Here is a 20,741-nt window from a genome sequence, read left to right as displayed (position 1 = left end):
GCGGGGAGCACAGGCCTTCATGGGCAACGCCCTAGGCCTCAGTGGGACCATCCCCGCGGGCGCGGGGAGCACTTTTGGCGTCAGCGATGGGCTGGCGGCCGAACGGGACCATCCCCGCGGGCGCGGGGAGCACTCGGCCTCGTACGGCACCTGCTGGCCGTGGCTGGGACCATCCCCGCGGGCGCGGGGAGCACGTCGCGGTGGAAGCGGGGGCGGGCGGCGAGGCGGGACCATCCCCGCGGGCGCGGGGAGCACGTCGCCCGTGACGACATGTGCATGAGCTATTCGGGACCATCCCCGCGGGCGCGGGGAGCACGCAGGTGCACTCAGGTCCGGGGCGGGGGTCTGGGGACCATCCCCGCGGGCGCGGGGAGCACCTCTTCCCTGAGCACGAGCATCTCCACCTGGCGGGACCATCCCCGCGGGCGCGGGGAGCACCTCTTCCCTGAGCACGAGCATCTCCACCTGGCGGGACCATCCCCGCGGGCGCGGGGAGCACTGGTCGTCGCCCTGGTGGCGGGCGGCGGCCCGGGGACCATCCCCGCGGGCGCGGGGAGCACTCTGCTCGACCTGCTGTTTTGTCAGCCGACAGAGCCGTTTCGGAACAGTTTCTCCGAACCTGACATAAGGTACAAAAGGCATTTGAATGGGTCAACCTTTGCCGAATCGTCGGCGCTGCGCGGCTTTGCTCCAGCCGGGCTTCGGTGTGGCTTCGGTCGGTGGCGGCTGTGTGTTCGGGCGGCGGATGAGGGTCAGGCCCTCGTGGTCGACCGGCTGCCAAGCGTGGTCATGGGTGCGGAACGTGAAACCCTGTTCGTTGTTGGTGGTGTGGGCGAGCAGGGCGCGGCCCTGTCCCGCGTATTGCTGCACCTCGTTCCACAGGACGTCGCGGACGCGGGTGGAGGGGTTGCCGATGAAGACGCCTGCGGAGATTTCGAGGAGCCAGCGGGTGAGGAATCCGCGGAGTCCGGGTGGGCAGGTGGTGAGGACGATGACGGTCACCAGATGACCGCCTCGTCCGCATCCGTGGCCACGTCTTCGGAGCTGTAGTTCACTCCGGCTGCTACGTGGTGGTCCTGGTCGCTCTGGAGCGTGACGCGGTCCTGTTCGCCGGCCCGGTCGTCCTCCTCAGCCTGGGTGCCGGGCAGTAGCAGGTACTTGATGTCCTTGACGCAGCGATCGAGGAGTCCGGTCTCGTTGATGCGGTCGCGCAGGCCGCGGCGGGTTCGGGGCCCCACGTCTTCGGGGCCCTCGGCTGCGATGTCGAAGGCGAGCGGGATCCCGATCTCTGTTTTGTAGAGGTCTGCGATGTCCAGGACGAAGGAGAGTTCGTGCCCGGCGTGGACGAATCCGAGGCCGGGGCTGCATCCGAGAGAGGTGACGACGGCGTGGGCTATGCCGTACATGCACTGGGCTGCAGCGGTAATGCCTTGGTTGACGGGGTCACCGCTGCTGAAGTCGCCTGGGGTGTACTTTCTGCCGTGCCATCGAATGCCGGTGCGGGCTGCCTGGGCTCGGTAGCAGTCTTTGACGCGGTCGCCTTCACGCCCCAGGAGCTGGTGGCGGGTCAGACCGTCCGGGTCCTCGTCAGGGAAGCGCAGCCGGTACATGGCGCGTGCGACAGCGAGGCGGCTGCGCACATTGGCCCATTGGGTGGCCTGGGCCTCGAGAAGTGCGGCTGAGCGGCTCAGGGCCCTGCCGCCGGCGTAGAAGCGCACGCCGTGCTCGCCCACCCAGGCGACCGCCGCTCCGGTCTCGCCGAGAACACTCATCGCCTGGTGGGTGATGCGGGTGCCGGGGCCGAGCAGGAGGGTGGCGATGGTGGCGGAGGGAATGTGGGTGGTGCCGTCGGCATCCTGGACGGTGATGGCGTTGGCATCGCGGTGGACGGTGCAGCGTTCCAGGTAGATGAAGGAGACCCGCTCACCGGTGCGGGCGAGGTGGCGTGGGGTGAGGGTGGCACGCCTGCCGGCTGTCGGCACTTCCTCACTCTCCAGATACAGAAGGCGCCGGGATAGGGGCGAGGGTCATGAGCCCGCAGCCGTACGCCTTGGCTTTGCCCAGCCCCCGGGTCAGGGTGCGGCGTAGGGCGTCGGCGTCGGTGACTACGAGGCGTCCGTCGAAGGTGACCGTCACGACGTGCACCCGGCGGTTCGGTGACCTGTCGTCACGGGACTTGGCGAAAGACAGGGCGCGCTCGTCACGGACGGCGAGCTCGTACCGGTCTCCGTGGTGGGGGTGGTTGTGGTGAGTGGTGCCGCCGGGCAGTAAGCGTCGCTCGTGTGGCTTCTCCAGGACGCGGAAGCCCGCTCGCTCCTGGCGTTGAGGGTCGAGGAGCCAGCCTCGCTGGTGGACGGGGGTGAGGTGCGCGGTGCGTTTGGTCGGTTCGCCGGCTTTGCGCCGGATCTGGTGCACCGGGTTGGCGGTGAGCCGGAACTCCCAGACGCCACCTGCGGCGAGGCGGTCGAGGAAGGGTGCGTAGGGGCGGCTCTGCCAGCCGGGGGTCTCCGGATCAAGGGCGGCAGCCGGCCAGCCGGCCTGCTCCACAAGGTGGGTCAGGTCGGGGCGCGCGGGGCTCACGAGGTAGAGGAAGACCTCGGCCTTGGCGTTGTGGTCCAGGCGCCACAGCACTCTGCTCCCTTCCGTGTCGCCCGTGCTGGTGGGCAGCAGGCCGGGGAAGGAGGCCATGACCGCCGCGTGCAGCGACTGCGGCGAGGAGAGCAGACGGCGGGCTCCGGGCCGTGCGGTGTTCACACGGAAGCGGGTCAGATACATCAGGGGGTTTCCTCCTCCACGGCGTCGAAAGGATCGTGGTGCGGAACCGGGTGGGCGGCGGCCGGCGCGCGGACAGCCAGCACTGCACGCGGGTTGGGTACCTCCACGGTTGTGCTGACCACGGGGCGCAGGGCGTGGCGCCGGTGCGCGGCGGCGAAACTGAGGGGCTGATCGCGCAGGACGTCCCCACGCTGTTCACCGGGGTCGGGCTCCCGCAGGACGTTCAGGACCATTGTGTGCTCCTTGCCGTGCAGGCGCTGGTACCAGTCGGCGGCCTGCCAGGGCTCCTCGTGCAGGGCCTGCGGGAGGGAACTGTCGCGGGTGCCGAGCTCCACCGGCAGGGTCGGCGGGCAGGAACGTCTGCCGAGGAAGAGAGGGTGAACGGGCGTGCGCAGGGCAGTGTGGAGTTCTTCCAGGAGGGCGCGGTCTCCTTCGAGGACCGCGACGAAGACGGCGTCGGCGAGGTAGAAGCGCTCGGACAGCGGCATGGATTTGCCGGTGACAGCGTGCTGGGCGGTCTGGAAGTCCCGTACACGGGTGCCCGGCTGGTCGGCCCGGATACCGAAGCGCAAGGATGCCAGGCGGGAAAGGCTGGCGTCGTCGCTGCGGTCGAGGCCCTGGGCGGCGGCGAGCATGCCGATGACGCCGCTCTTGGTGGGGGCAGACTCGGTGGTGCGGCGCACGAAGCGGGCCGATGCCCCCCAGGCTTGCAGGGGGCCGGCCAGCCGGAGGACCAGGACGCTCATACGGGCTTGTCCAGGCGCTCGGCGACAGCCTGGCCGACCGCCTCGACCAGTTCATTGAGCCGGTGCATCTGCGTGCCGAGACCGCCGAGCTGTTCGGTGGCGGGGCCGACCCGCAGAACCCAGGAGAGGGTGGACTCCTCGTCGCCATAGGTGCGTTCCACCTCCGGGACATACTGCGTGAGCCGGGCCACCGCCTGGCGCAGATACCCGCTCTCCCCGGTGACGGGTTCCTCGAACGCGGCTACGTAGCTGATCGGCCGGGTGGTGCGCAGTTTGACGATCACGGCGTCGGGGAGGGTGTGGTTCCCGAACGTATTGATCTTTCCGGTCGGCAGGGACTCGAGGAAACTCTGTACGAACGCCTCGACCGCGCGCCGCACAGGTGCGGTGCGCGGTTCCTCCTCACGAAGGCCCTCCCCGAGGTTCTTGGCGAGCTGATGGACGCTGAGCGCCGCATAGCGGTAGAGGGTGGAGGAATTGAAGTCGACGGTGCCGATCATGCCGGCACCCGATTCCGCATCGGTGTTCTCGTCGTCCACGGCCGTGTAGTAGTCGGACTCGTTGTCGACGCGGTGCACGCTGATGGCGTGGGCGACCTGGACAGCAGCATCAACATTGAAGTCGGCGGAGTCGGCGACCATGCGGCCGAACAGCGCGATGTCGACGGAGTGCCGGGTATCGGCGATCTCCCGGGCTCGCGCCTTGATGTCCTTGTCCTTGAGATAGGTCTTGATGTCGGCCGCGCCCTGGACGGCCAGCGCGGCGAGACCGTCGAGCTGGCGTGCGCTGAGGAACATCAGGTACTTCGACTCCGGCGCCGCCTCTGGCTCGCCGTCCTTGGCGGCTTCGGCTTTCCTCTTGGGGGCCTCGATCTTGGAACCGGTAGCGCCGTGGATCACGTCGGCGGCGATCTGGAGGGCCTCAGCGCCTTGGAGTGCGGGGTCCAGGCCGGTGATGCGGGCGGCGAGGACCTCGGCGACCTTCTTCGTCCGTACCCCCAGTTCGCTCGGGTTAAGAAGGTGCTCCCGGCCGAAGTAGGTACGGGTGGCGCGCTTCCACGCCTGGCTGGACACGCGAGCACGGGGTGCCCCGCCATAGACGGCTGATTTCGGTGCGCCCGTGTCGTCCCGGTTGAGATTGCTGGGCGGCACCGTCTGCAGCGCGTGCACGTCGAGAAAGATGCGGTTCACGAGGCGTCCTTGTCCGTGGGGTCAGTGATGTGGTCAGAAGCAGCCGGGGCGTCCGCCTCGTTCTTCTGTGGGGCCCGGTAGGAGTGGAACGAGCGCCCCCAGGCCCGGCGTACGGCCTCGCGGCCGGTGGGCTCCTGCCAGCCATAGAGCTGCCCTGCCAAGAGGGCGTAGTCCAGGGGGATGTCCGCACCCCGCAGCATCACGACGATCTCGCGCAGACGCTGCGCCACAACGGGCAGGCCCGGTGCGGTGCCGACGCGGACAAAACGCTTGCGGACGGGCTCGGCGATCTCACCCGCCGGCATCAACTGGCGCACAGCGCCACCAAGTCCCCTGGGCGCCGTGCGCGACCCGGCCCGGTGCATGGCCGTGCTGCGGGACTGCTGGTGCAGCGCCCACAAGGTGAGCGCCACGTGCACCGCGTCCTCGGCGCGGGTCAGCTCGGCCTCGTCCAGCGGCCGCCCGCCCGCGGTGGGCCCATCGTGCAGGGCCCCGGTATCGGCCAGCCCCCACAGATCCGGCATTTGGGAGAAGTCTTTGCCCGCGCCTCGACGCAACCGGGCCAGGGCCCCCACCGCGTAGGACTGGTCGCCCAGATATCCCCTCTGCAGCGGGACGATGAGGTCACTGGTGAGCACGCTGACACGCTGCGCAGTGGTGGCGGTTTCGGTGAGGGTGGTCATGCGGGCACCTCCGAAGAGCAGTTGGGCCCCCGGGCGGAGCCGTCGCCCGGCGCCCGGTCAAAGGAGTAGGGGTCGCTGAGCGCCTTGCTGAGGTGGATGAGGAACCACTTTTCGGCAAGCGCCGAGTTGAGCCACTCGGAGCCCTTCTTCGCCGCCACCACCCGGCCCTCCCACGCGGCGTTGCCCGCCTCGCTCATGAGCCGTTCGCCCAGCTGCCGCAGGTGCCGGTAGGTGTCCTGCTGCCAGCGGGTGCGGTGGGCGTCGGGGTCTTCGGCGGTGGCCAGGTCACGCAGCCAGACGCGGTAGGGGCCCTCCAGGGCGGCGAAGCCGAGGCTGCGGGCGGCCGAGCGGGGCCCTTCGCTCTCACGGCCCGCCGCACGAGCGAGATCCGTGGCGAGATCACCGAGAGCGGTGACCGCCCGCTCCGCCTCACCGACCGCGTCGATGGCCTGTCGTGCATAGGCGCGATCCTGTTGATGCAGCAACACCACGGCCATGGCCAGCCGGTCGTCGACGATTTCGTCGATCACCGACTGCTGGGTTCCATAGACCGCCCCCACAGCGCGCGCCCGGATCAAAAAGCCGCGGGGCAGCTCTCCCTCCGTCACCAGCCGTGCGATCCATTCCAGGATTCCCGGCCGCAGCACTTTGGCGGCCTCACCGCCCTGTGCCGCCTCGGCCCGTCCCACCACCAGGGCTTCGATACCCCGCCAGGTGGACCGGTCCGGATCGTGCTCCCTGGGCAGGTACACGACCGGTTCACCGCGCTTTTTCTCCTGGGCCGGGCTCCTGCGCCATGCGGTCATCGGCTCGGCCCCCTGCATGTTGTGCGGGGCGAGCGGATCGCCGTAACCGAGGACGACGCCGTATGCGCCGTCCGCGTCGAACCGCAGGCGCAGCCGGCGGGTCTGCCAGGTGTACAGGTCGCGCACGCCAGCAGGACGTGTTCGGCCCGAGGGACCGGGCCCGCACGGCTTGTGACGCCAGGCCGGAGCGTCCTCGCGGGAAAACCGCACGCCGCTGGTGTCGGCGGCGACCAGATTCAGCAGCAGGGTCTGGCGCAGTGTCTCGCCCTCGGCCAGGACCCCGCCGAGCGCCCCCGCCCAGCCGACCCCGAGCGGGTACACCTTGCCGCCCTTGACCCGGTCATCGCCGTCGATCCCGGTCTTGATACCGGAGGTGTCATAGGCATGCGCGTGCACGACCCAGCGGGCCGCCTCGGCGAAGCTGAGCCGCTCGACGGCCGGCATGCGGGAGCTGAAGAACGGCTCCCCGTTGGGAACATCCGCGACGATCCGGTTGAGTGAGAAGACCTCGTCGCGGACGGTGCGCAACTGTGCGACCTGGAAGAACGGTGTGCGCGGGTGCAGCAGGTCGAACCGCTCGCGGTGTCCGTCGAGATAGGCCGCGACCGGCGCGAAACAGTCCTCGTCGGCCCACAACTGCGCCCAGTGCTCCGTGTCGCGTGGGCCCTGAAGCGCGTCGTGGGCCACCGCGAGCAGGAGACGCACCAAGGCGAATTCCTGTGTGGGTAAATCCCCTACAACGCCGCGGAGTTCACCCGCTCGGGCGAACACGTCACGAAGTGACAGTTCGTCCTGGGCGCCGTCCTCGTCCAGCACCGGGATCCAGGGCCGGCTGGTCAGGTCAAACGTCAACACCTTTGCTAACGCGCCCAGTTCCTCGGATTCAGTCACTGCTGCTCACCTCAAGGCCGTCACTCTGGCTGTAGCGGAGTGAGAAGCCTGCCAGAGAGGTCTGACAATCGGCGTCGAGCGCCAAAATCAGCTGACCGGCCAGCCAATGACTGTCCTTCCCCTGCCAGGCCGGTACGTACAGCTCCTCCAGTTCGGCGATCGCGCGGTCCATGACCTCGCCATGCGAGAACTGAAGGGGCAACCGCAGCCCGCAACTGGCCGCGGCCCGCGCTGCAGCCGCCGTCGGAGGCCGGTCGGTGGGCAGTTCCAGCCCTCCCTGGCCCTTTGCGAGCCAGGGCAGTGTGGCCAGCGACCCGTCGGCACGCCGCTGCACGACCACCACCTCCAGGCTCTCCTTGCTGTCACGGACCTGCGCCCGGCCGGCTCGGGTATCGTCCGCATCTCCCACGCCCGCCGCGACCCACCCGATGAGTGGCCGGCCCGGGCGTCCCACCGCATCCAGCCGGAACACCTCCGCCCGCCCGGCCTGCTCCGCACGGTGCTTCTCGTGACGCTCCCACGCCGCGGTCATCGCATCGGACCACGCTGCGGGGCCCACAGGACCTTCGGCATACGCGCCCTGGACCAGCGGGCTGATGTCCCCGGGCAGCCGCACAGGCCGCCGCGGGCCCTCCAGGTGGGGCAGCAGGACGGCAGCGGAGCGCAGCAGCGCATACGCCCCGTACACGGCGACCGACCCCCCTACCGGTACAGGCACCTCCCCGTTCCAGTCGACACCGGTGACCAGGCAGCGAGCCTCACGCAGCCGCGCAGGACGCTCCGCCTGCCCCGGGCCGCGCCGGTGACGGTGCAGGCGACCTATCCTCTGGAGCATCAGGTCGACGGGGCACAAGTCGGTGACGAGCAAGTCGAAGTCGACGTCGAGCGACTGCTCAGCGACCTGGCTGGCGACCACGATGTGCGGTCCCGCCGGACGCTGCCCGCCCGCCTTCTCCGGCGGCCCGAACCGGGCGAGGAGACCGGCGTCCTTCGCCGCCCGGTCCACATCGACGAAACTCGAATGAGCGACAGTCACGGCCTGTTCACCAAAATACGCACGCAGCGCCCGGGCGGTCTCCAGCACCCGCCTGACCGTGTTGCGTATGACCAGGACACAGCCGCCGCCCTCCAGTTCGGCCACCAGCCGGCCGGCCAGAACACCCTGGTCGTCCTCGAGCCGTTCCAGATGGACATCGCCACTCCGGGACGAGGCAGCACTCCCCTCGACGACCGGAACCTGAGCGGGCACCACGGCAGTCAGCAGCGGATAGGAGGTAGCCCGGGCCACCTCCTCAAAACCACCTGCCTCACCACCGGAGGCACCACAGGCTCCGGCATAGGCTTCTGCGAGCTGACGGCGACGATCCGAGGGCAGCGTCGCGGACAGCACCACCACCGGCACCCGGTAAGCCCCCAGCCACGACAGCACCCGGTCCAGATAGACACTCATATACGTGTCATAGGCGTGCGCCTCGTCGATCACCACGACCTTCCCCGCGACCGCAAGGTGACGCAACGCCAGGTGCCGGCTCTTGAGCCCGGCGAACAGCAACTGATCCACCGTCCCTGCAACGAACGACGACAGCATGGCCTTCTTCCGCCCCCGCAGCCACGCATGAGCGATCAACTCGGCCGGAGCCAACCGCTTCACATCCGAGGGCCGCCACCGCCCCACCTCGCCGTCCACATCAACGGCAGCGATCTGCTGCCGACCGCTGCGCATCAACTCGGCATAGTCGTCGTTGAGAGCGGCCTTGGAATGCGCGAGCAGCACGGACCGCCTGGCGCCTTCCTGCGAGGGCAGCCGGCCGATCCACTTCAGCAGCCGGGGGAACATCGCGTTCCCCGTAGCCATCGTGGGCAGAGCAAAGAACACCCCGCCTGCACCTGAACGGGCCGCGAAGATCTCAGCGACCGCGAGCGCGGCCTCCGTCTTCCCCTCTCCCATCGGAGCCTCAACGATCATCAGACCAGGCGAGGGCATCTCACGAGCCAACCGGACCGCGGCCTCCTGCACCGGCCTGACACTCGCCCCCGGCGGCAGATCGAAACGCGACGCGACCACCGCCCGCGCCTTTCCGGAAGGCTCCTCGGCCCGCCACGGAGCAGGCAACCGCAGCCCACGCCAGGCCGCGGCGACCCGTTCCTCACCGGTACGGTTCTCCTGCGGGAAATACGGGAACAGATCCGGGTTGCTGGCGATCCAGTCAGCGACGATCACCACTGCAGTGAGCAGCACCTGCACGGGTTGCGGCAACCGCACCGTCCGCCAGACGCGTAGCCGCTCCCTCACGCCGTACTCCTCGGCACACGCGTCGAGCAACTCCTCCTGCACTCGCCGCCACAGCTCTCCACTCGCCCCCGGCGTCCGCAGCAGATACGGCCGGTCATAAAGATCATTGAGCTGTCCGTGCTCCGGCGGCACCCCATGGTGGCCACCCGTAACGACAGCGAACTGCCCGCTCTGCCGGGCCGACCAGCCGTGCCGCTCCTCCAGCCATTCGCTCAGCAGCACCTGCCCCGCCAGCGCGTGCGCAGCCATCGCCCGATCGACCCCGAACTGCCTGCGGGTCTTCATCTCCAGGCCCTGCCCCCGCATCACGTCAGCGAGTTGATCGACCTGACACGCGAAGGCCGGCGTGGCCTTCCCTATGTCATGCACAGCCGCCAGCCACACCATCAGCGACCGGCCCTCCGCCGCCGCACCCGGCAAAGCCTCAGCCACCAACGTCCGAACGTTCGCGGGCAGCCACTCATCCCACAGCAACCCGGCCACCGCCGCGCCATCTTCCATGTGCCGCCACAGAGGTAGCCACCCCTCGGTGTCCCGATCGTGCTTGGCCCACACAGAACGCACCGGCCCCACAAGCCGGCCCCCTAGCCCCGTATAGGACGACTCCCTCTCAACGGTCATGGCAGAGACATACAGCCAAACCTGAAGCCAAGGCAGCGAAATGGAGAAAGCGCACTTCTGTACGAACAGATCAAGGAAAATGCGGGCACCAGCTCACAGCACTACGCACCATCCGGTATCGCGAACACTCGATGAACGGGTATCCACCACCCAAGCAACCTTATGACCCTTATGTTCGAATCAGCGAAACTGCTCGAAACCAGCTCCCGGCAGCCACAAATCCGCAGGCCACGGAGTGTGCTCCCCGCGCCCGCGGGGATGGTCCCTCAACCGGATCGTTTACACCTCCGGTATTTCTGTGCTCCCCGCGCCCGCGGGGATGGTCCCGCAGATCCGTCTCCCGGCCAGGCGCGTACATCGTGCTCCCCGCGCCCGCGGGGATGGTCCCGCGATCGATCGTCGTCCGTGCGATACCTGAGGGTGCTCCCCGCGCCCGCGGGGATGGTCCCCTCACGATTGCGGTTGCTCAGTGAGTCGCCTCGTGCTCCCCGCGCCCGCGGGGATGGTCCCGGAGTTCGGTATGTCTAGCGACGCGTAGCGTCGTGCTCCCCGCGCCCGCGGGGATGGTCCCCGGCGTGAGGCTGCACGCCGCTCCGCCCTCTTGTGCTCCCTGCGCCCGCGGGGATGGTCCTGCGCCGTGGGCCTACCGGAGGCTGTCCGCGAAGTGCTCCCCGCGCCCGCGGGGATGGTCCCCGTGCCGCACCTGCGGGCAGGCCGTGTCTCGCGTGCTCCCCGCGCCCGCGGGGATGGTCCCGGGCAACAAGTCGCCCGCTCGCGAGGAGGCCCGTGCTCCCCGCGCCCGCGGGGATGGTCCCCAGCAGCCTTCTGGGATGGGTGCCGGAAACCAGTGCTCCCCGCGCCCGCGGGGATGGTCCCACGATGAGCGCGATGACTCCGGCGCCGATCACGTGCTCCCCGCGCCCGCGGGGATGGTCCCCGCATCGGCGGGTCCTCGAAGACCAGCATGCCGTGCTCCCCGCGCCCGCGGGGATGGTCCCAGGCGCCGGTGCCGGTGCCGTACGGGCACCACGTGCTCCCCGCGCCCGCGGGGATGGTCCCACCCGGCCGTCGAAGGCGCTGCACGACCAGGTGTGCTCCCCGCGCCCGCGGGGATGGTCCCTGGTCTATGACGATGCGGTTCATCGGTCCCCCGTGCTCCACGCGCCCGCGGGGATGGTCCGAACGTCACCATCTCAGCGCCCACCGGCAGCCAGTGCTCCCCGCGCCCGCGGGGATGGTCCCACCTCGGGCGGCAGCACGGTCATCGCGGTGTTGTGCTCCCCGCGCCCGCGGGGATGGTCCCTCCTTGAGGACGGTGACGTCGAGGCCAACGAAGTGCTCCCCGCGCCCGCGGGGATGGTCCCTCCTTGAGGACGGTGACGTCGAGGCCAACGAAGTGCTCCCCGCGCCCGCGGGGATGGTCCCACGAACATTGTGTTCCGGCTTGCCGATGACTAGTGCTCCCCGCGCCCGCGGGGATGGTCCCGCCGGCGGCGCCGGGTGCGGGTTGGCCGGAGTGTGCTCCCCGCGCCCGCGGGGATGGTCCCGCCGGCGGCGCCGGGTGCGGGTTGGCCGGAGTGTGCTCCCCGCGCCCGCGGGGATGGTCCCACCCAGTCATGCAACGTGCCCTGCGCACACGGGTGCTCCCCGCGCCCGCGGGGATGGTCCCCCGGAACGAGCCAGGCGCCATCCGACGCCCCAGTGCTCCCCGCGCCCGCGGGGATGGTCCCAGGACCAATTCCGGAGCCGGTTGGAAGCTGAGGTGCTCCCCGCGCCGGCGGGGATGGTCCCATCGTCCGTGTTCAGGTCCCGTATGGCCTGGAGTGCTCCCCGCGCCCGCGGGGATGGTCCCTGTCACGTCGTCAACGGATGCTTCGGGGCTGTGTGCTCCCCGCGCCCGCGGGGATGGTCCCGGCTATCCCGCTTATGCCAGGTTCCAGCGTCTGTGCTCCCCGCGCCCGCGGGGATGGTCCCCCGACCCTCCCGGTTCCCCAGCCGACTGCGCCGTGCTCCCCGCGCCCGCGGGGATGGTCCCGCCGCCGACCCCGAGCCGTGGACCTGGACGTGCTTCCCGCGCCCGCGGGGATGGTCCCACGGTTGCCTTTCAGCTCCAGGGGCGGGGTTTGTGCTCCCCGCGCCCGCGGGGATGGTCCCGCCACGGTGTACGGCACCCCGCCCACCACGCCGTGCTCCCCGCGCCCGCGGGGATGGTCCCAAGTTGGACTCCTTCCAGTTCGGCCGCAGGATGTGCTCCCCGCGCCCGCGGGGATGGTCCCGCACCGTCCTCCAGTTCATCGCCGACGGCTACGTGCTCCCCGCGCCCGCGGGGATGGTCCCATGACGAACAGCGGGGCAACGGTGCTGCCCGGGTGCTCCCCGCGCCCGCGGGGATGGTCCCGACGTTGGCGAAGCGCCGCATCCCTTGATGGAGTGCTCCCCGCGCCCGCGGGGATGGGGCCGCCTCGACGACGCGGAGCACGCCTATCAGCTAGGGCTCGGTGCGGCAGGCCGATGATCTGACACTGGTGGGGAACCTGGCGGGCAGTCTCGCTTATCAGTGGTCGAACAACGGTCGCGAGCGCGAAGCCGTCGACATGGCACAGGCCGCGGGCGACGAGGCGGGTCCCGACGCGGCGCCCGCCGCGCGGGCATTGTTTCTTGGATCGGGTGGTGTGGACCGTGGTCACAGACGCGCGCTGGGGAAGCTCAAGCGGCGATGCGAGCTTGGGGTGAAGCGCACGATGCTGTCGGCCCAGGGCGGCCCGCAGGCTCTGGGTGAGCCGCACGGAGCTTGAGGTCATGGACGCCCGAGCCTTCACTGAACTCCACCGGCCGCTCCGCGCCGTGGGCCGCGCTCCGGCTGGCAGGGGTAGGTCAATGCGACACATGACGTATTGACAGGCGCAGTTGAACACACCCCCCGCCTTCACCGCAGCCCAAGAAGATCACATAAACGGAGATCAGAGCTGGCAAACTGCTCGGCATGGAGAAGATACGTCTGCCTCACTCGGGGCTGGGGAATGGCAAGGTTCCTGTCAGTCATGCCCCTAGTGGCTTGGCCACGGTGGTGGAGATGAAGAGCGGGATCCTCTCGAGCCTCTATGTATACGGAGTGATCGATACGCCCGAGCAACTCGAGAAGGGAGACATGCTGCTGACGCACAACACCGGCAGCAGACACCGTGCACGGGCCCTCGTGCCCAGGGAGTACACCCATCTCGCTGTCGACAAGTCGAAGGTTGGCTCGTTCCCCCGCTGGAGACTCGGGTTTCGCGCGTCCGACTCGCTGTCGACGTTGATGAAGAATGCCGAAGGCCGCCACCCAGACGTCCTGCAGTACACGGGCGGGCGCGGCACCGCGAAGCTGGACGTGGACGACGGGTACGTCTACATCAAGCACCGATCACCTAGCGGCGAGGGCGAAGAGGAACTCCACCGCAGCAGCGGCCCCTTCCGCGGCACCTTCCAGCTGCCAGGCCCCGGCCTGATCGTGGTGGACTGCCTCGTGCGCTGGTCGGTCACGTTGCGGTGATGAGCAGCGCGGTTCCCTAGGCCTCCAGGCGTGAAAACCGAAAGGATCCCTGAGCTGGAACTCAGGACGCGCCCTGCCCGCGCACCCCGGTGTCAGTCGTTGCGGACACGGGCTCACGCGGCCGACCTCCCGGAAGGCGGCGGTCACGGGCACCCACATTTACTCAAGTGATCACATCACCCAAGTGATGGGCATGGTCGTCGTCCGCGTAGAACCCTAAGCCCTGGACACACCGGGTCCCACCACGGATGACCGCGCTCTCGGAATCCTTGGCTGCTTCACTCAGCCATACACGGAAGAGAAGCCGAGCCTTTTGCCCGGCATGCTGCTCATCTGGCCGGGGTGGCGGAGTTCCGCAGCGCCGGGCAGTCCGCTGAGCGGCGCCGCGTCGCGGAGCACCTCATTCCGGAGTTGGCAGCCGAGAACGGCAACGGCGTGAGCTATATGGGGCACCTGGTAGTTCAGGAAGCGGGCTTCCTCGTCGAGGATGCCCGCAAGAAGACCTTCGCCCAGATGACGGCCGACATGCCCGCGCTCGCGCGGCGCCTGACCGACGAAGGGGTGTTGAGCCAGTGGTGCACGCTCCCGGGCCCGGAGGGTGAAGGAGGCGCGACCGCCTTCGCGGCCATCTGCTCCGCCTCGGGGCGCCGGCGTCCCGCAGGACGGGTCGGCGGCGTCGGGTTCCCGGCGCAGGTCGATGATCCGGCCGCCGTCGCCGGTGTCGATGGCGAGTTCGCTCATGCGAGGCAGTGCGCTGCGTGAGCGCCTGCAGCGTGAACGTTTCGTGGGGATTGGCAGCTGTCCGGGGCCCGGCGACGCGGGCCGGGGTGTGGCGGGTGCGGGTGGGTGTGGACGAGGCGAGGCGGGCCTTGCGGCGGCTGATCGAGGAGTAGCCCACGCAGCGCGAAGCTCTCGGGCCGGAGTGGTTCGCGGCCGGCCGGGGCGCCGAGGTCGTCGGTGTGGGTGGGGGCGCGTCGATAGGATCGTCGTTGTTGTCCGGATGATTCGGGTGTCGGGTGGGAGTGACCTTCGTGGCTGGGCTGGTGCAGGAGCAGCGGCTTGATGTGTTTGTGGACTCTTACGCGTTCGCGTTTGTGGAGTCTTGGGATGCGGAGCTTCCGGTCGAGTTTCCGGATGCGTTCAATTCGGATGTGTTTGTGAATGCGTTTCCTGGCCGAGTGGATGTGTGCAGTGCCGGTAACACGCATACTGCGGCGGTGACGGTGCAGGTGTGGGGCGAGACCCCGCCCGCGGAGGACGGCTCGGCGTGGGATGCGCAGGGTGAGGCGGGGTTTGAGTCGCTGAGTGGCGATGTCGCTGTGTGGACGCCTGCGTTGGGGCGTACCGACGATCTGGTTGAGCTTGGGCGGAAGGGCCCGTGGCGGGTTCGTGTACACAGTGCGGGGCGTGCTGCGGTGGCTGCGCTGCGGGAGTCCGAGTTGCCTGTGGTCGGGGTCGAGCGGTATCTGGTGCAGTTCTTTCCCGCCGGCTGATGCGGGGGCCGGGGCGGCCGTTCGCAGTGGCCGCCCCGGCATCCGTCAGTTCGTGATCTTGACGAGGAAGGCGTCGTCCTCGGTGTCGGCGAGCATTCTGTTCTTCGCGTAGAAGCTCTTCAGCAGTAGCCCGGCCTTCCCGTTGTCAGCAGCTTTTACGGGCTTGACCGAGAAGTTGAACTTCTTGGCGTCCGGGTCGAAGTCGTGTTCGGCGGCGCCTTCCAGGGTGGACCTGAAGGGGTACTCGTCGCACTCTCGTGTGCCGCCCTGTGAGTAGTTGTCGCCCCAGTACCTCTTGCACTGCTTGATGGCGGCTTTGCCGTTGGCATCGCTGCGGTCCTTGTGCCGTGTCCGGTGCAGGGGCGCGCTGGGTATCTGCCCGGGGACCTTCTTCGCCGACATGTAGGGGTTGGTGTTTTCGGGGTCGGTGAAGGCCTTCTTGATGTGCTTGGCGACTTGCTGCTCTACCGCCCCGTCCCTGGTGTGGTAGATCATCGGGACGATGTAGCTGAACGTGGCGGCTCCGGCCTTGTCGGGATTGCCGGAGCCGGTGGAGTTCGCCAGGTACTTGGCTGCGTCCCACCGGGGGGCGAGCAGGAACATCTTCGTGCTCGTCGGGGGGCTCAGCGTCCATGGGGCGGGTGGTGTGACGCCGACGATGGGCTCGTAGACGGCGAAGATCGTGTCGAGGGCGTCGCCTTGGCCGGCTTTGGCGGTGACGGTGTGGGTGAAGGACTTCTGGCGCTTGGCCTCGGCGAAGGTTTTCGTGCCGGGCATGGTCCCGCCGTAGGTGTAGCGGGCGCGGGAGGGCCAGCTCGTTTTGATTTCCGGTTTCACGGAGATCTTCAGGGCGTCGGCGGGAACGGCTCCGGTCTTGCCCATCTCGCTGAAGTGGAACTTATAGTCGATCTTCCGGCTGTTCTTGGCGACGGTGCCCACGATCCGCAGGTTGAACCAGCTTTCCCCCTTGGGACGGCCGTTCTGCACCCAGGTCTGGATGAACGAGGTGCCGGTGCACACCGCGAACCTGGACTTGACGTAGAACTTCTTGCTGCTGCCAAGGCCGTTGCGGCATTCATCGAGCGACATCTTGCGTGGCGGTTCGGGGTAGGTGGCGTCTCCTGCGGCCCGCGGCGAGTTCAGCGGCCGGGCCGGTGCAGGAGGCCGGGGTGTGGCTGAGAGTTCCTGTTCGAGTTGTGCATACGCTGCCGCGGGGCCCACGGTCTCGGCGGCGGTGAGCGAGGTCTGTGCCTGCCTGTCCAGTGACCCCTTCTGCCGCAGTTCCTCAAGGGCGGGCTTGAGGGAGCCCAGGGGGACTGCGTGGGTCTGCACGCTCAGCGCGGGGGCGTCGTCAGCGCCGGCGGGGGCTGCTGCCGCGGGCAGGGCGGCGGCGGTGAGTAAGGCCGCCAGGGCGCCACGGCAGGCCATAGCCAGCCACGGTTTTGTCACGGGGTGCTCCTCGGTTCGGCTTGGAGTGTGCTGCCCCGAATCCTTACAAGATCTACCGAACTGTTGATCGCAAACCGTCACGCAGTGGAGAACATGACGCGATCTTCACCGCAGCTGGCTGAGACATCGTGGGCCCGGCCGCCCGGCCCACGCACGTCACGGTCCGGCTGGCGGACGGCACGGAGACCGAGAACAGCCAACTCCCCGCCACCCAGCGCCCTTCGGTGGGCCGAGCCCTCGCCGGCTCGTTGGAAGAGCCGCTGTCGGGCGGGCGCCACCGCGTCACCACCGAGGTCGCGGTGGGGACGACGCGGCACCGCACAGTGCGGTTCGTACGCCTGCGGGAGGACCTGTTCCCGCCCTCAGGAGCCTGAAGGGCGCCAGCCCTTGCGCCCTGACGGCTCCGCGGAGCCCAGCAGCTCGATCCACAGTCGCTCGCCCACCGTGCTGCCAGCAGGGTCACACGCGGCGCACTGCCCCTCCCGGCTCGCCTTGGACAGGCAGGGTCGATGCCGCCGGGCCTGCTCGTCCCAGGCCCGGCTGGTATCGGTCGCTTTCCAGTCCCAGGCGTGGATCTCCTGCAGGAAACCCGTCAGTTCGGCCAGGGACGTGATGAGCGCGTCCCGGTAGGCCTCCAGTTCCTGCACCTTGTGGGTGTCGAAGGTGTCACCCTCGGCGTCGTTGTCCGCGAGCCGGACGAAGGGCCGGCCCGGTCTGCCGTCCGGCAGCGTGTACGCGTAGAGGTTCATCTCGAACCCGACGTTGCGCACCAGGCTGTGGTGCGGCAGAGACGGGCCGGCCATGGGGCCCATGTGCAGCACCTGGGTCACGTCCGTCCCCTCCGCGCCGGGGTGGTCCTCGGGCGCCGCTTGCATGCTGCACCAGGGCGGACAGTTGAACTCAGGGCATCGGCATCGTTCGTTGGTCACCTTCCGGGTATCGGCGCGCGGCCGGTCGCGCTGAACCCCGTGCTGACGCCTGCCGCGAGCTCGGTGCGGGGCTCGCCCAGGAGCTGCGCCGCGTCGAGGACCAGGCGGCCGCCGCGACCACTCGGGCCCGGACTGCCGTGCAGCGGGCGCTCAACCAGGTCCTACACAGGAGCGCGGGCCGGGAGCGGAAGCTCGATATCGTCTAAGAGCTGCGCGACAACGCGGGAGCGATTGCCGGGGGCATTGCGCTCACCACCGCTGCGCTGCGCGAGGTCTCCGCTCAGCTGGCACGGTGCTGAGGGGGCTGCCGGATGCCAGGCACAGTTCTGCGCCCGGCAGGGAGCATCGAGCCCAGCTGGTCGGCGACGTTGTACGCGCCCAACCGCAGCGCACGGATGTCGCTGATTCTGGGCACCGCCGCGAAATACCTGTCTGTCAGTCCTGGAAGTCCCGGTCGACGTCGAGCAGGGCCTGCTGCATGGCTCCGGCAAGGGCGGGGTTACTCGGAATGATGCGGCTTGAGACCCGTCACCCGCCAGACCCTTGCCACTGTCGACTGCGACATCCCAGCCCTGCGGGCCATCGAGCGGGTCGACCAGCGGGCGGCGTTCGCAGGCTTCGTCTCCAGGGTGAGCCGTACCAATTCGGCCACCTGCTCGTCGGTGACCGTGCGCTTCCGGCCGCCTCGGGGAAGATCCGTCAGCCCGTCCAGCCGGTCGGCGACGAACCGGGCTCGCCACTTGGACACCGTGTTACTGCTCACCTTGAGGTGCTGGGCCACCGAATGGCCCGACCGTGCCCATCTCGCTGGCTCGATTTCGGCACACGCCAGCACGATCTTTGCTCTCAACGCCAAAGATGTGGATTGAGCCCGAGCCCACTTGCCGAGCACCGCACGCTCGTAGTCCGACAACACCAAGGCAGATCGCGGCGCCCGCCCGTCCTCAATCCGAATCAGGTTGCCGTCCCGGCCGACCAGACCGGGAATCCGCTGGTCGGCGAAGCGGGAACGCCACATCCTCACCGTGGTCGTGGCGTGACCCAAATGCGCGGCTACGCTGGCGTTTGACGCTCCGTCGGCACAGGCCAGGATGATTCGGGCCCGCATGGCCGCCCGCGGGAGCGCTGCCTTCGCCCAGCGAGCTAGCTCGGCGCGCTCATCGTCTGAAAGCGTGATCTCGACCGCGCGGGGCCCTCGATGCGACATGCAGGAAGTCTACGAATTGCAGACCTTCGTCCCCACGGTGTCAGGCGCCGATGAGCGCCGTGTCGTAGTAGCGGGCGAGCGCGGCCTCGGCGCCGGAGCCCATGGGCAGTGACGATGCGCTGGAAGCGGGCTGAGCGCAGATCCCCGGCGGTCCAGATCCGTGGGTGCTGCTCGTCGGGCGGGCAGTAGCCGTCCGTGGCCTGGGCGAGGTCGTCGAGGGCGGCGGGCCGGTTGACGAGGTTTCCGAGGACGGTGCCGGCGATGTACTGCCGCTGCTCGCCGCCGCGGTGGTCGACGTCGAGGATCCAGCCGCTGGTGGGTGCAGGGGTGATGGTGACGGCGCTGCACCGCACGAGGTTCACGCGCGGGTCCTCGGCGATCTCGGTGGCTTTGTAGTCGTCCTCTGGTGGGCACAGGACGCTGATGGTGCGGGCGACGGTCGGGTGGGCGCGCAGCCAGGTGCCCAGCGGCCGGTCCGCGCCGAGCACCCACGTCACGCCGCTCATCTGGTCGGGACCGGTGCGCCACAGCGGGTCAGGCCAGAAGCCGTCGGGTGCGGTGATCCAGGGGGTATCGGCGGGGGAGAGGGTGGTGACGCCGGTGGCGATGATGGCGGCGACCGCGGTGTGCTCGGTGCCGTCGGCGAGGCGGACGAAGGCGTGTGCGTAGTCGGCGGACACCGCGACGGCGGTGGCGGTGGTGCGGCGCAGCAGGTTGGTGGAGGCGATCCGCTCGAGGTCGGCGGCGAGCGCGGGTCCCGCCTGCCGGATGTGGAGTAGCTGCTGGACGATCCGGCGTGGGCGCAGTGCCAGGGTGGGCGGGTTCACCGCTATGAGGGGTGTGGCCCGCCCACCTGACGCCATCTATGCCGCGGTGGTGTCCGCCGGGGCCTTCACGTACTCAACCTCCTGCCGGCCGCACTCTTCGGCGAGCTTCTCCAGGGCGGTGACTTCGGCTTTGTTCGCGGTCAGGCTCCAGCGGAGTTTGGTGGCGGTCCAGTCTGCTGCGTAGGTGCAGCGCGCGTCCGCGAGCGGCGGCAGCCACTGAGCGGGGTCCTTATCGGCTTTGGCCCGGTTGCTCTTGGCGGTGACCGCGACCAGCGAGCGGTCGGCGGTGAGGTCGTTGGCGTAGTCCTGGCGGTGCTTGGGCGTCCATGTCGAGGCGCCGGAGTCCCAGGCCTCGGCGAGCGGCACCACATGGTCGATGTCCAGCGCGCGTGGCTCGGTGAGGGTCTTCCCGTCGTAGTACGAGTACCACCTCCCCCCGGTGACCTTGCAGGCGCCCTCGACCGTCGGCTTCGTGCGGGACTCAGCGATGAGGACCTCGGCGCGGGTGCTGCAGCTGTCGTGGTCGGCGTCCACCCAGTGCTTGAAGCTCGTGCGGATATAGCCCTCGCGGGATTCCGTGGCGCGCGGCAGCTTGTCGATGGCCTTGGCCAGGGACAAGCGGTGCGGCTCGGGTGCGGCCGGCGCGGAGGGGGCGGGTGCCGCGGCGAGGGCGGGAAGGGCGAGAAGCGCAGCGATGAGGCCGCGCAGCATGGTTTTGGTCATGGACCGGTGATAGCCCTGCTGGGCTGGCGGGGGTGGGCGAAGCGGTCTGTGATCACCCGCATGGAGGGATCAGTCATACCGAGGAAACGTCTCGGCGGGCGGCCGGCCGAGGTGGTCGCCCAGTACGGACGGCAAAGCCGTCACTATCGACGGGTCCACAACAGCCTTCAGTCTCTGATCATGATGGGTTCCACCGCGGTAACGACGATCGCCGCGCTGAGCCAGCAGGAGTGGACCTGGCAGAGCGTGTCCATCGTCGTCCTGGGGTTCAGCGTAACCCTCGCGTCCGCCTTCACCGGCTACTACAAGTACCGCGAACGCAGCTACTTCCCGCGGCAGACAGCGGACGCCATCGAGGAGGAGCTCAACGCCGTGCTGCTCGGCATCGGTGACTACAGCCACTCCACCGAGGACCAGGAGGACGAAGCGCTCGCCAAGTTCACTCAGCGGGTGGAGACGCTGCGCAGTGAGCAGCGGCGCCGGGAGCAGCAACTCGCCCAGCCTGCGGACCAGGCTGCGGCACTGGGATTGCCTGCGCCGTGATCGAACCGGGCACGGCGCTGCGTGTTCCCCTGA

General features: G+C 69.2%; 19 protein-coding genes and 2 CRISPR repeat arrays (1 of these 21 running past the window's edge). Of the genes, 5 read left to right on the top strand and 14 right to left on the bottom strand.

Annotation, left to right across the window (positions count from 1 at the left end):
* Nucleotides 1-560: direct repeats of the CRISPR family, unit length 29 nt; unit sequence GGGACCATCCCCGCGGGCGCGGGGAGCAC; it reaches 1,299 nt to the left of the window's first position.
* Between the two features lie 91 nt (nucleotides 561-651).
* The 8 genes from cas2e to cas3 are packed head-to-tail and all read right to left on the bottom strand — an operon-like array spanning nucleotide 652 to nucleotide 9,885.
* Entirely contained in the window at nucleotides 652-1,002 is a 351-nt protein-coding gene (cas2e, locus tag ACFVYL_RS21165) for a type I-E CRISPR-associated endoribonuclease Cas2e (RefSeq protein ID WP_389718304.1), read from the bottom strand.
* Complete coding sequence (gene cas1e / locus ACFVYL_RS21160) at nucleotides 999-1,982, bottom strand: type I-E CRISPR-associated endonuclease Cas1e (protein WP_389718302.1); 984 nt, start codon at nucleotides 1,980-1,982, stop codon at nucleotides 999-1,001. Before cas1e ends, cas2e begins: the two co-directional genes overlap by 4 nt.
* 4 nt (nucleotides 1,983-1,986) lie before the next feature.
* Complete coding sequence (gene cas6e / locus ACFVYL_RS21155) at nucleotides 1,987-2,775, bottom strand: type I-E CRISPR-associated protein Cas6/Cse3/CasE (RefSeq protein WP_389718299.1); 789 nt, start codon at nucleotides 2,773-2,775, stop codon at nucleotides 1,987-1,989.
* The gene (gene cas5e, locus ACFVYL_RS21150) at nucleotides 2,775-3,521 is read right to left on the bottom strand and encodes a type I-E CRISPR-associated protein Cas5/CasD (RefSeq protein ID WP_389718297.1); all 747 of its coding nucleotides are present in this window, start codon (nucleotides 3,519-3,521) and stop codon (nucleotides 2,775-2,777) included. Before cas5e ends, cas6e begins: the two co-directional genes overlap by 1 nt.
* A complete protein-coding gene (cas7e, locus tag ACFVYL_RS21145; protein ID WP_389718294.1) occupies nucleotides 3,518-4,711 on the bottom strand; it encodes a type I-E CRISPR-associated protein Cas7/Cse4/CasC in 1,194 nt (397 codons plus the stop codon). The genes cas5e and cas7e overlap by 4 nt, the downstream gene beginning before the upstream one ends.
* Nucleotides 4,708-5,394, bottom strand: coding sequence for a type I-E CRISPR-associated protein Cse2/CasB (gene casB / locus ACFVYL_RS21140; protein ID WP_389718292.1), 687 nt, complete (start codon nucleotides 5,392-5,394; stop codon nucleotides 4,708-4,710). Before casB ends, cas7e begins: the two co-directional genes overlap by 4 nt.
* Nucleotides 5,391-7,091: a type I-E CRISPR-associated protein Cse1/CasA gene (casA, locus tag ACFVYL_RS21135; RefSeq protein WP_389718291.1), complete on the bottom strand. Its 1,701-nt coding sequence runs from the start codon at nucleotides 7,089-7,091 to the stop codon at nucleotides 5,391-5,393. The genes casB and casA overlap by 4 nt, the downstream gene beginning before the upstream one ends.
* Nucleotides 7,084-9,885 carry a CRISPR-associated helicase Cas3' gene (gene cas3, locus ACFVYL_RS21130; RefSeq protein WP_389718289.1) on the bottom strand — a complete coding sequence of 934 codons (2,802 nt, stop codon included), beginning with the start codon at nucleotides 9,883-9,885 and terminating at the stop codon, nucleotides 7,084-7,086. Before cas3 ends, casA begins: the two co-directional genes overlap by 8 nt.
* 357 nt (nucleotides 9,886-10,242) lie before the next feature.
* A CRISPR array of direct repeats spans nucleotides 10,243-12,464; the repeat unit is 29 nt; unit sequence GTGCTCCCCGCGCCCGCGGGGATGGTCCC.
* Nucleotides 12,465-12,503: 39 nt separating this feature from the next.
* Between cas3 and ACFVYL_RS21125 the strand changes: the two genes are divergently transcribed.
* Entirely contained in the window at nucleotides 12,504-12,800 is a 297-nt protein-coding gene (locus tag ACFVYL_RS21125) for a hypothetical protein (RefSeq protein ID WP_389718287.1), read from the top strand.
* 188 nt (nucleotides 12,801-12,988) lie between these two features.
* A complete protein-coding gene (locus ACFVYL_RS21120; RefSeq protein WP_389718286.1) occupies nucleotides 12,989-13,537 on the top strand; it encodes a hypothetical protein in 549 nt (182 codons plus the stop codon).
* Nucleotides 13,538-13,819: 282 nt separating this feature from the next.
* Here the strand turns inward: ACFVYL_RS21120 and ACFVYL_RS21115 are convergent, their stop codons facing one another.
* Nucleotides 13,820-14,278 carry a hypothetical protein gene (locus ACFVYL_RS21115; RefSeq protein ID WP_389718285.1) on the bottom strand — a complete coding sequence of 153 codons (459 nt, stop codon included), beginning with the start codon at nucleotides 14,276-14,278 and terminating at the stop codon, nucleotides 13,820-13,822.
* Between the two features lie 290 nt (nucleotides 14,279-14,568).
* Between ACFVYL_RS21115 and ACFVYL_RS21110 the strand changes: the two genes are divergently transcribed.
* The gene (locus ACFVYL_RS21110; RefSeq protein WP_389718283.1) at nucleotides 14,569-15,030 is read left to right on the top strand and encodes a hypothetical protein; all 462 of its coding nucleotides are present in this window, start codon (nucleotides 14,569-14,571) and stop codon (nucleotides 15,028-15,030) included.
* 45 nt (nucleotides 15,031-15,075) lie between these two features.
* On the opposite strand, the gene ACFVYL_RS21105 is transcribed toward ACFVYL_RS21110, so the two are convergent.
* Nucleotides 15,076-16,479 (bottom strand): hypothetical protein, encoded by a 1,404-nt coding sequence (locus ACFVYL_RS21105; protein WP_389718280.1) that lies wholly within the window; start codon nucleotides 16,477-16,479, stop codon nucleotides 15,076-15,078.
* Between the two features lie 128 nt (nucleotides 16,480-16,607).
* On the opposite strand from ACFVYL_RS21105, the gene ACFVYL_RS21100 reads away from it, so the two are divergent.
* Nucleotides 16,608-16,853, top strand: coding sequence for a hypothetical protein (locus ACFVYL_RS21100; protein WP_389718278.1), 246 nt, complete (start codon nucleotides 16,608-16,610; stop codon nucleotides 16,851-16,853).
* On the opposite strand, the gene ACFVYL_RS21095 is transcribed toward ACFVYL_RS21100, so the two are convergent.
* From ACFVYL_RS21095 to ACFVYL_RS21080, 4 genes are all read right to left on the bottom strand, one after another.
* On the bottom strand, nucleotides 16,842-17,354 hold the full coding sequence (locus ACFVYL_RS21095; protein WP_389718276.1) for a hypothetical protein: 513 nt from the start codon (nucleotides 17,352-17,354) through the stop codon (nucleotides 16,842-16,844). The genes ACFVYL_RS21100 and ACFVYL_RS21095 overlap by 12 nt on opposite strands.
* 553 nt (nucleotides 17,355-17,907) lie before the next feature.
* Nucleotides 17,908-18,516, bottom strand: coding sequence for a helix-turn-helix domain-containing protein (locus ACFVYL_RS21090; RefSeq protein ID WP_389718633.1), 609 nt, complete (start codon nucleotides 18,514-18,516; stop codon nucleotides 17,908-17,910).
* Nucleotides 18,517-18,551: 35 nt separating this feature from the next.
* Entirely contained in the window at nucleotides 18,552-19,442 is an 891-nt protein-coding gene (locus tag ACFVYL_RS21085; protein ID WP_389718274.1) for an oxidoreductase, read from the bottom strand.
* A gap of 36 nt (nucleotides 19,443-19,478) precedes the next feature.
* Nucleotides 19,479-20,165, bottom strand: a complete 687-nt coding sequence (locus ACFVYL_RS21080; RefSeq protein ID WP_389718272.1) for an HNH endonuclease family protein — start codon at nucleotides 20,163-20,165, stop codon at nucleotides 19,479-19,481.
* Nucleotides 20,166-20,225: 60 nt separating this feature from the next.
* Here ACFVYL_RS21080 and ACFVYL_RS21075 point away from each other — a divergent pair, with 60 nt between their 5' ends.
* On the top strand, nucleotides 20,226-20,708 hold the full coding sequence (locus tag ACFVYL_RS21075; protein WP_389718632.1) for a DUF4231 domain-containing protein: 483 nt from the start codon (nucleotides 20,226-20,228) through the stop codon (nucleotides 20,706-20,708).
* Nucleotides 20,709-20,741 lie beyond the last annotated feature (33 nt).

The sequence above is a fragment of the Streptomyces sp. NPDC058308 genome, from assembly GCF_042880275.1.
In the GTDB taxonomy this organism is placed as follows: domain Bacteria; phylum Actinomycetota; class Actinomycetes; order Streptomycetales; family Streptomycetaceae; genus Streptomyces.
This window is presented reverse-complemented; position numbering and strand designations above follow the sequence as displayed.

Coding starts and splice junctions, on each gene's coding strand:
- cas6e (WP_389718299.1), bottom strand. CDS start 2,775: ATGTATCTGACCCGCTTCCGTGTGAACACCGCACGGCCCGGAGCCCGC.
- cas5e (WP_389718297.1), bottom strand. CDS start 3,521: ATGAGCGTCCTGGTCCTCCGGCTGGCCGGCCCCCTGCAAGCCTGGGGG.
- casB (WP_389718292.1), bottom strand. CDS start 5,394: ATGACCACCCTCACCGAAACCGCCACCACTGCGCAGCGTGTCAGCGTG.
- cas3 (WP_389718289.1), bottom strand. CDS start 9,885: ATGGAAGATGGCGCGGCGGTGGCCGGGTTGCTGTGGGATGAGTGGCTG.
- ACFVYL_RS21120 (WP_389718286.1), top strand. CDS start 12,989: ATGGAGAAGATACGTCTGCCTCACTCGGGGCTGGGGAATGGCAAGGTT.
- ACFVYL_RS21115 (WP_389718285.1), bottom strand. CDS start 14,278: ATGAGCGAACTCGCCATCGACACCGGCGACGGCGGCCGGATCATCGAC.
- ACFVYL_RS21095 (WP_389718276.1), bottom strand. CDS start 17,354: ATGCAAGCGGCGCCCGAGGACCACCCCGGCGCGGAGGGGACGGACGTG.
- ACFVYL_RS21090 (WP_389718633.1), bottom strand. CDS start 18,516: ATGCGGGCCCGAATCATCCTGGCCTGTGCCGACGGAGCGTCAAACGCC.
- ACFVYL_RS21080 (WP_389718272.1), bottom strand. CDS start 20,165: ATGACCAAAACCATGCTGCGCGGCCTCATCGCTGCGCTTCTCGCCCTT.
- ACFVYL_RS21075 (WP_389718632.1), top strand. CDS start 20,226: ATGGAGGGATCAGTCATACCGAGGAAACGTCTCGGCGGGCGGCCGGCC.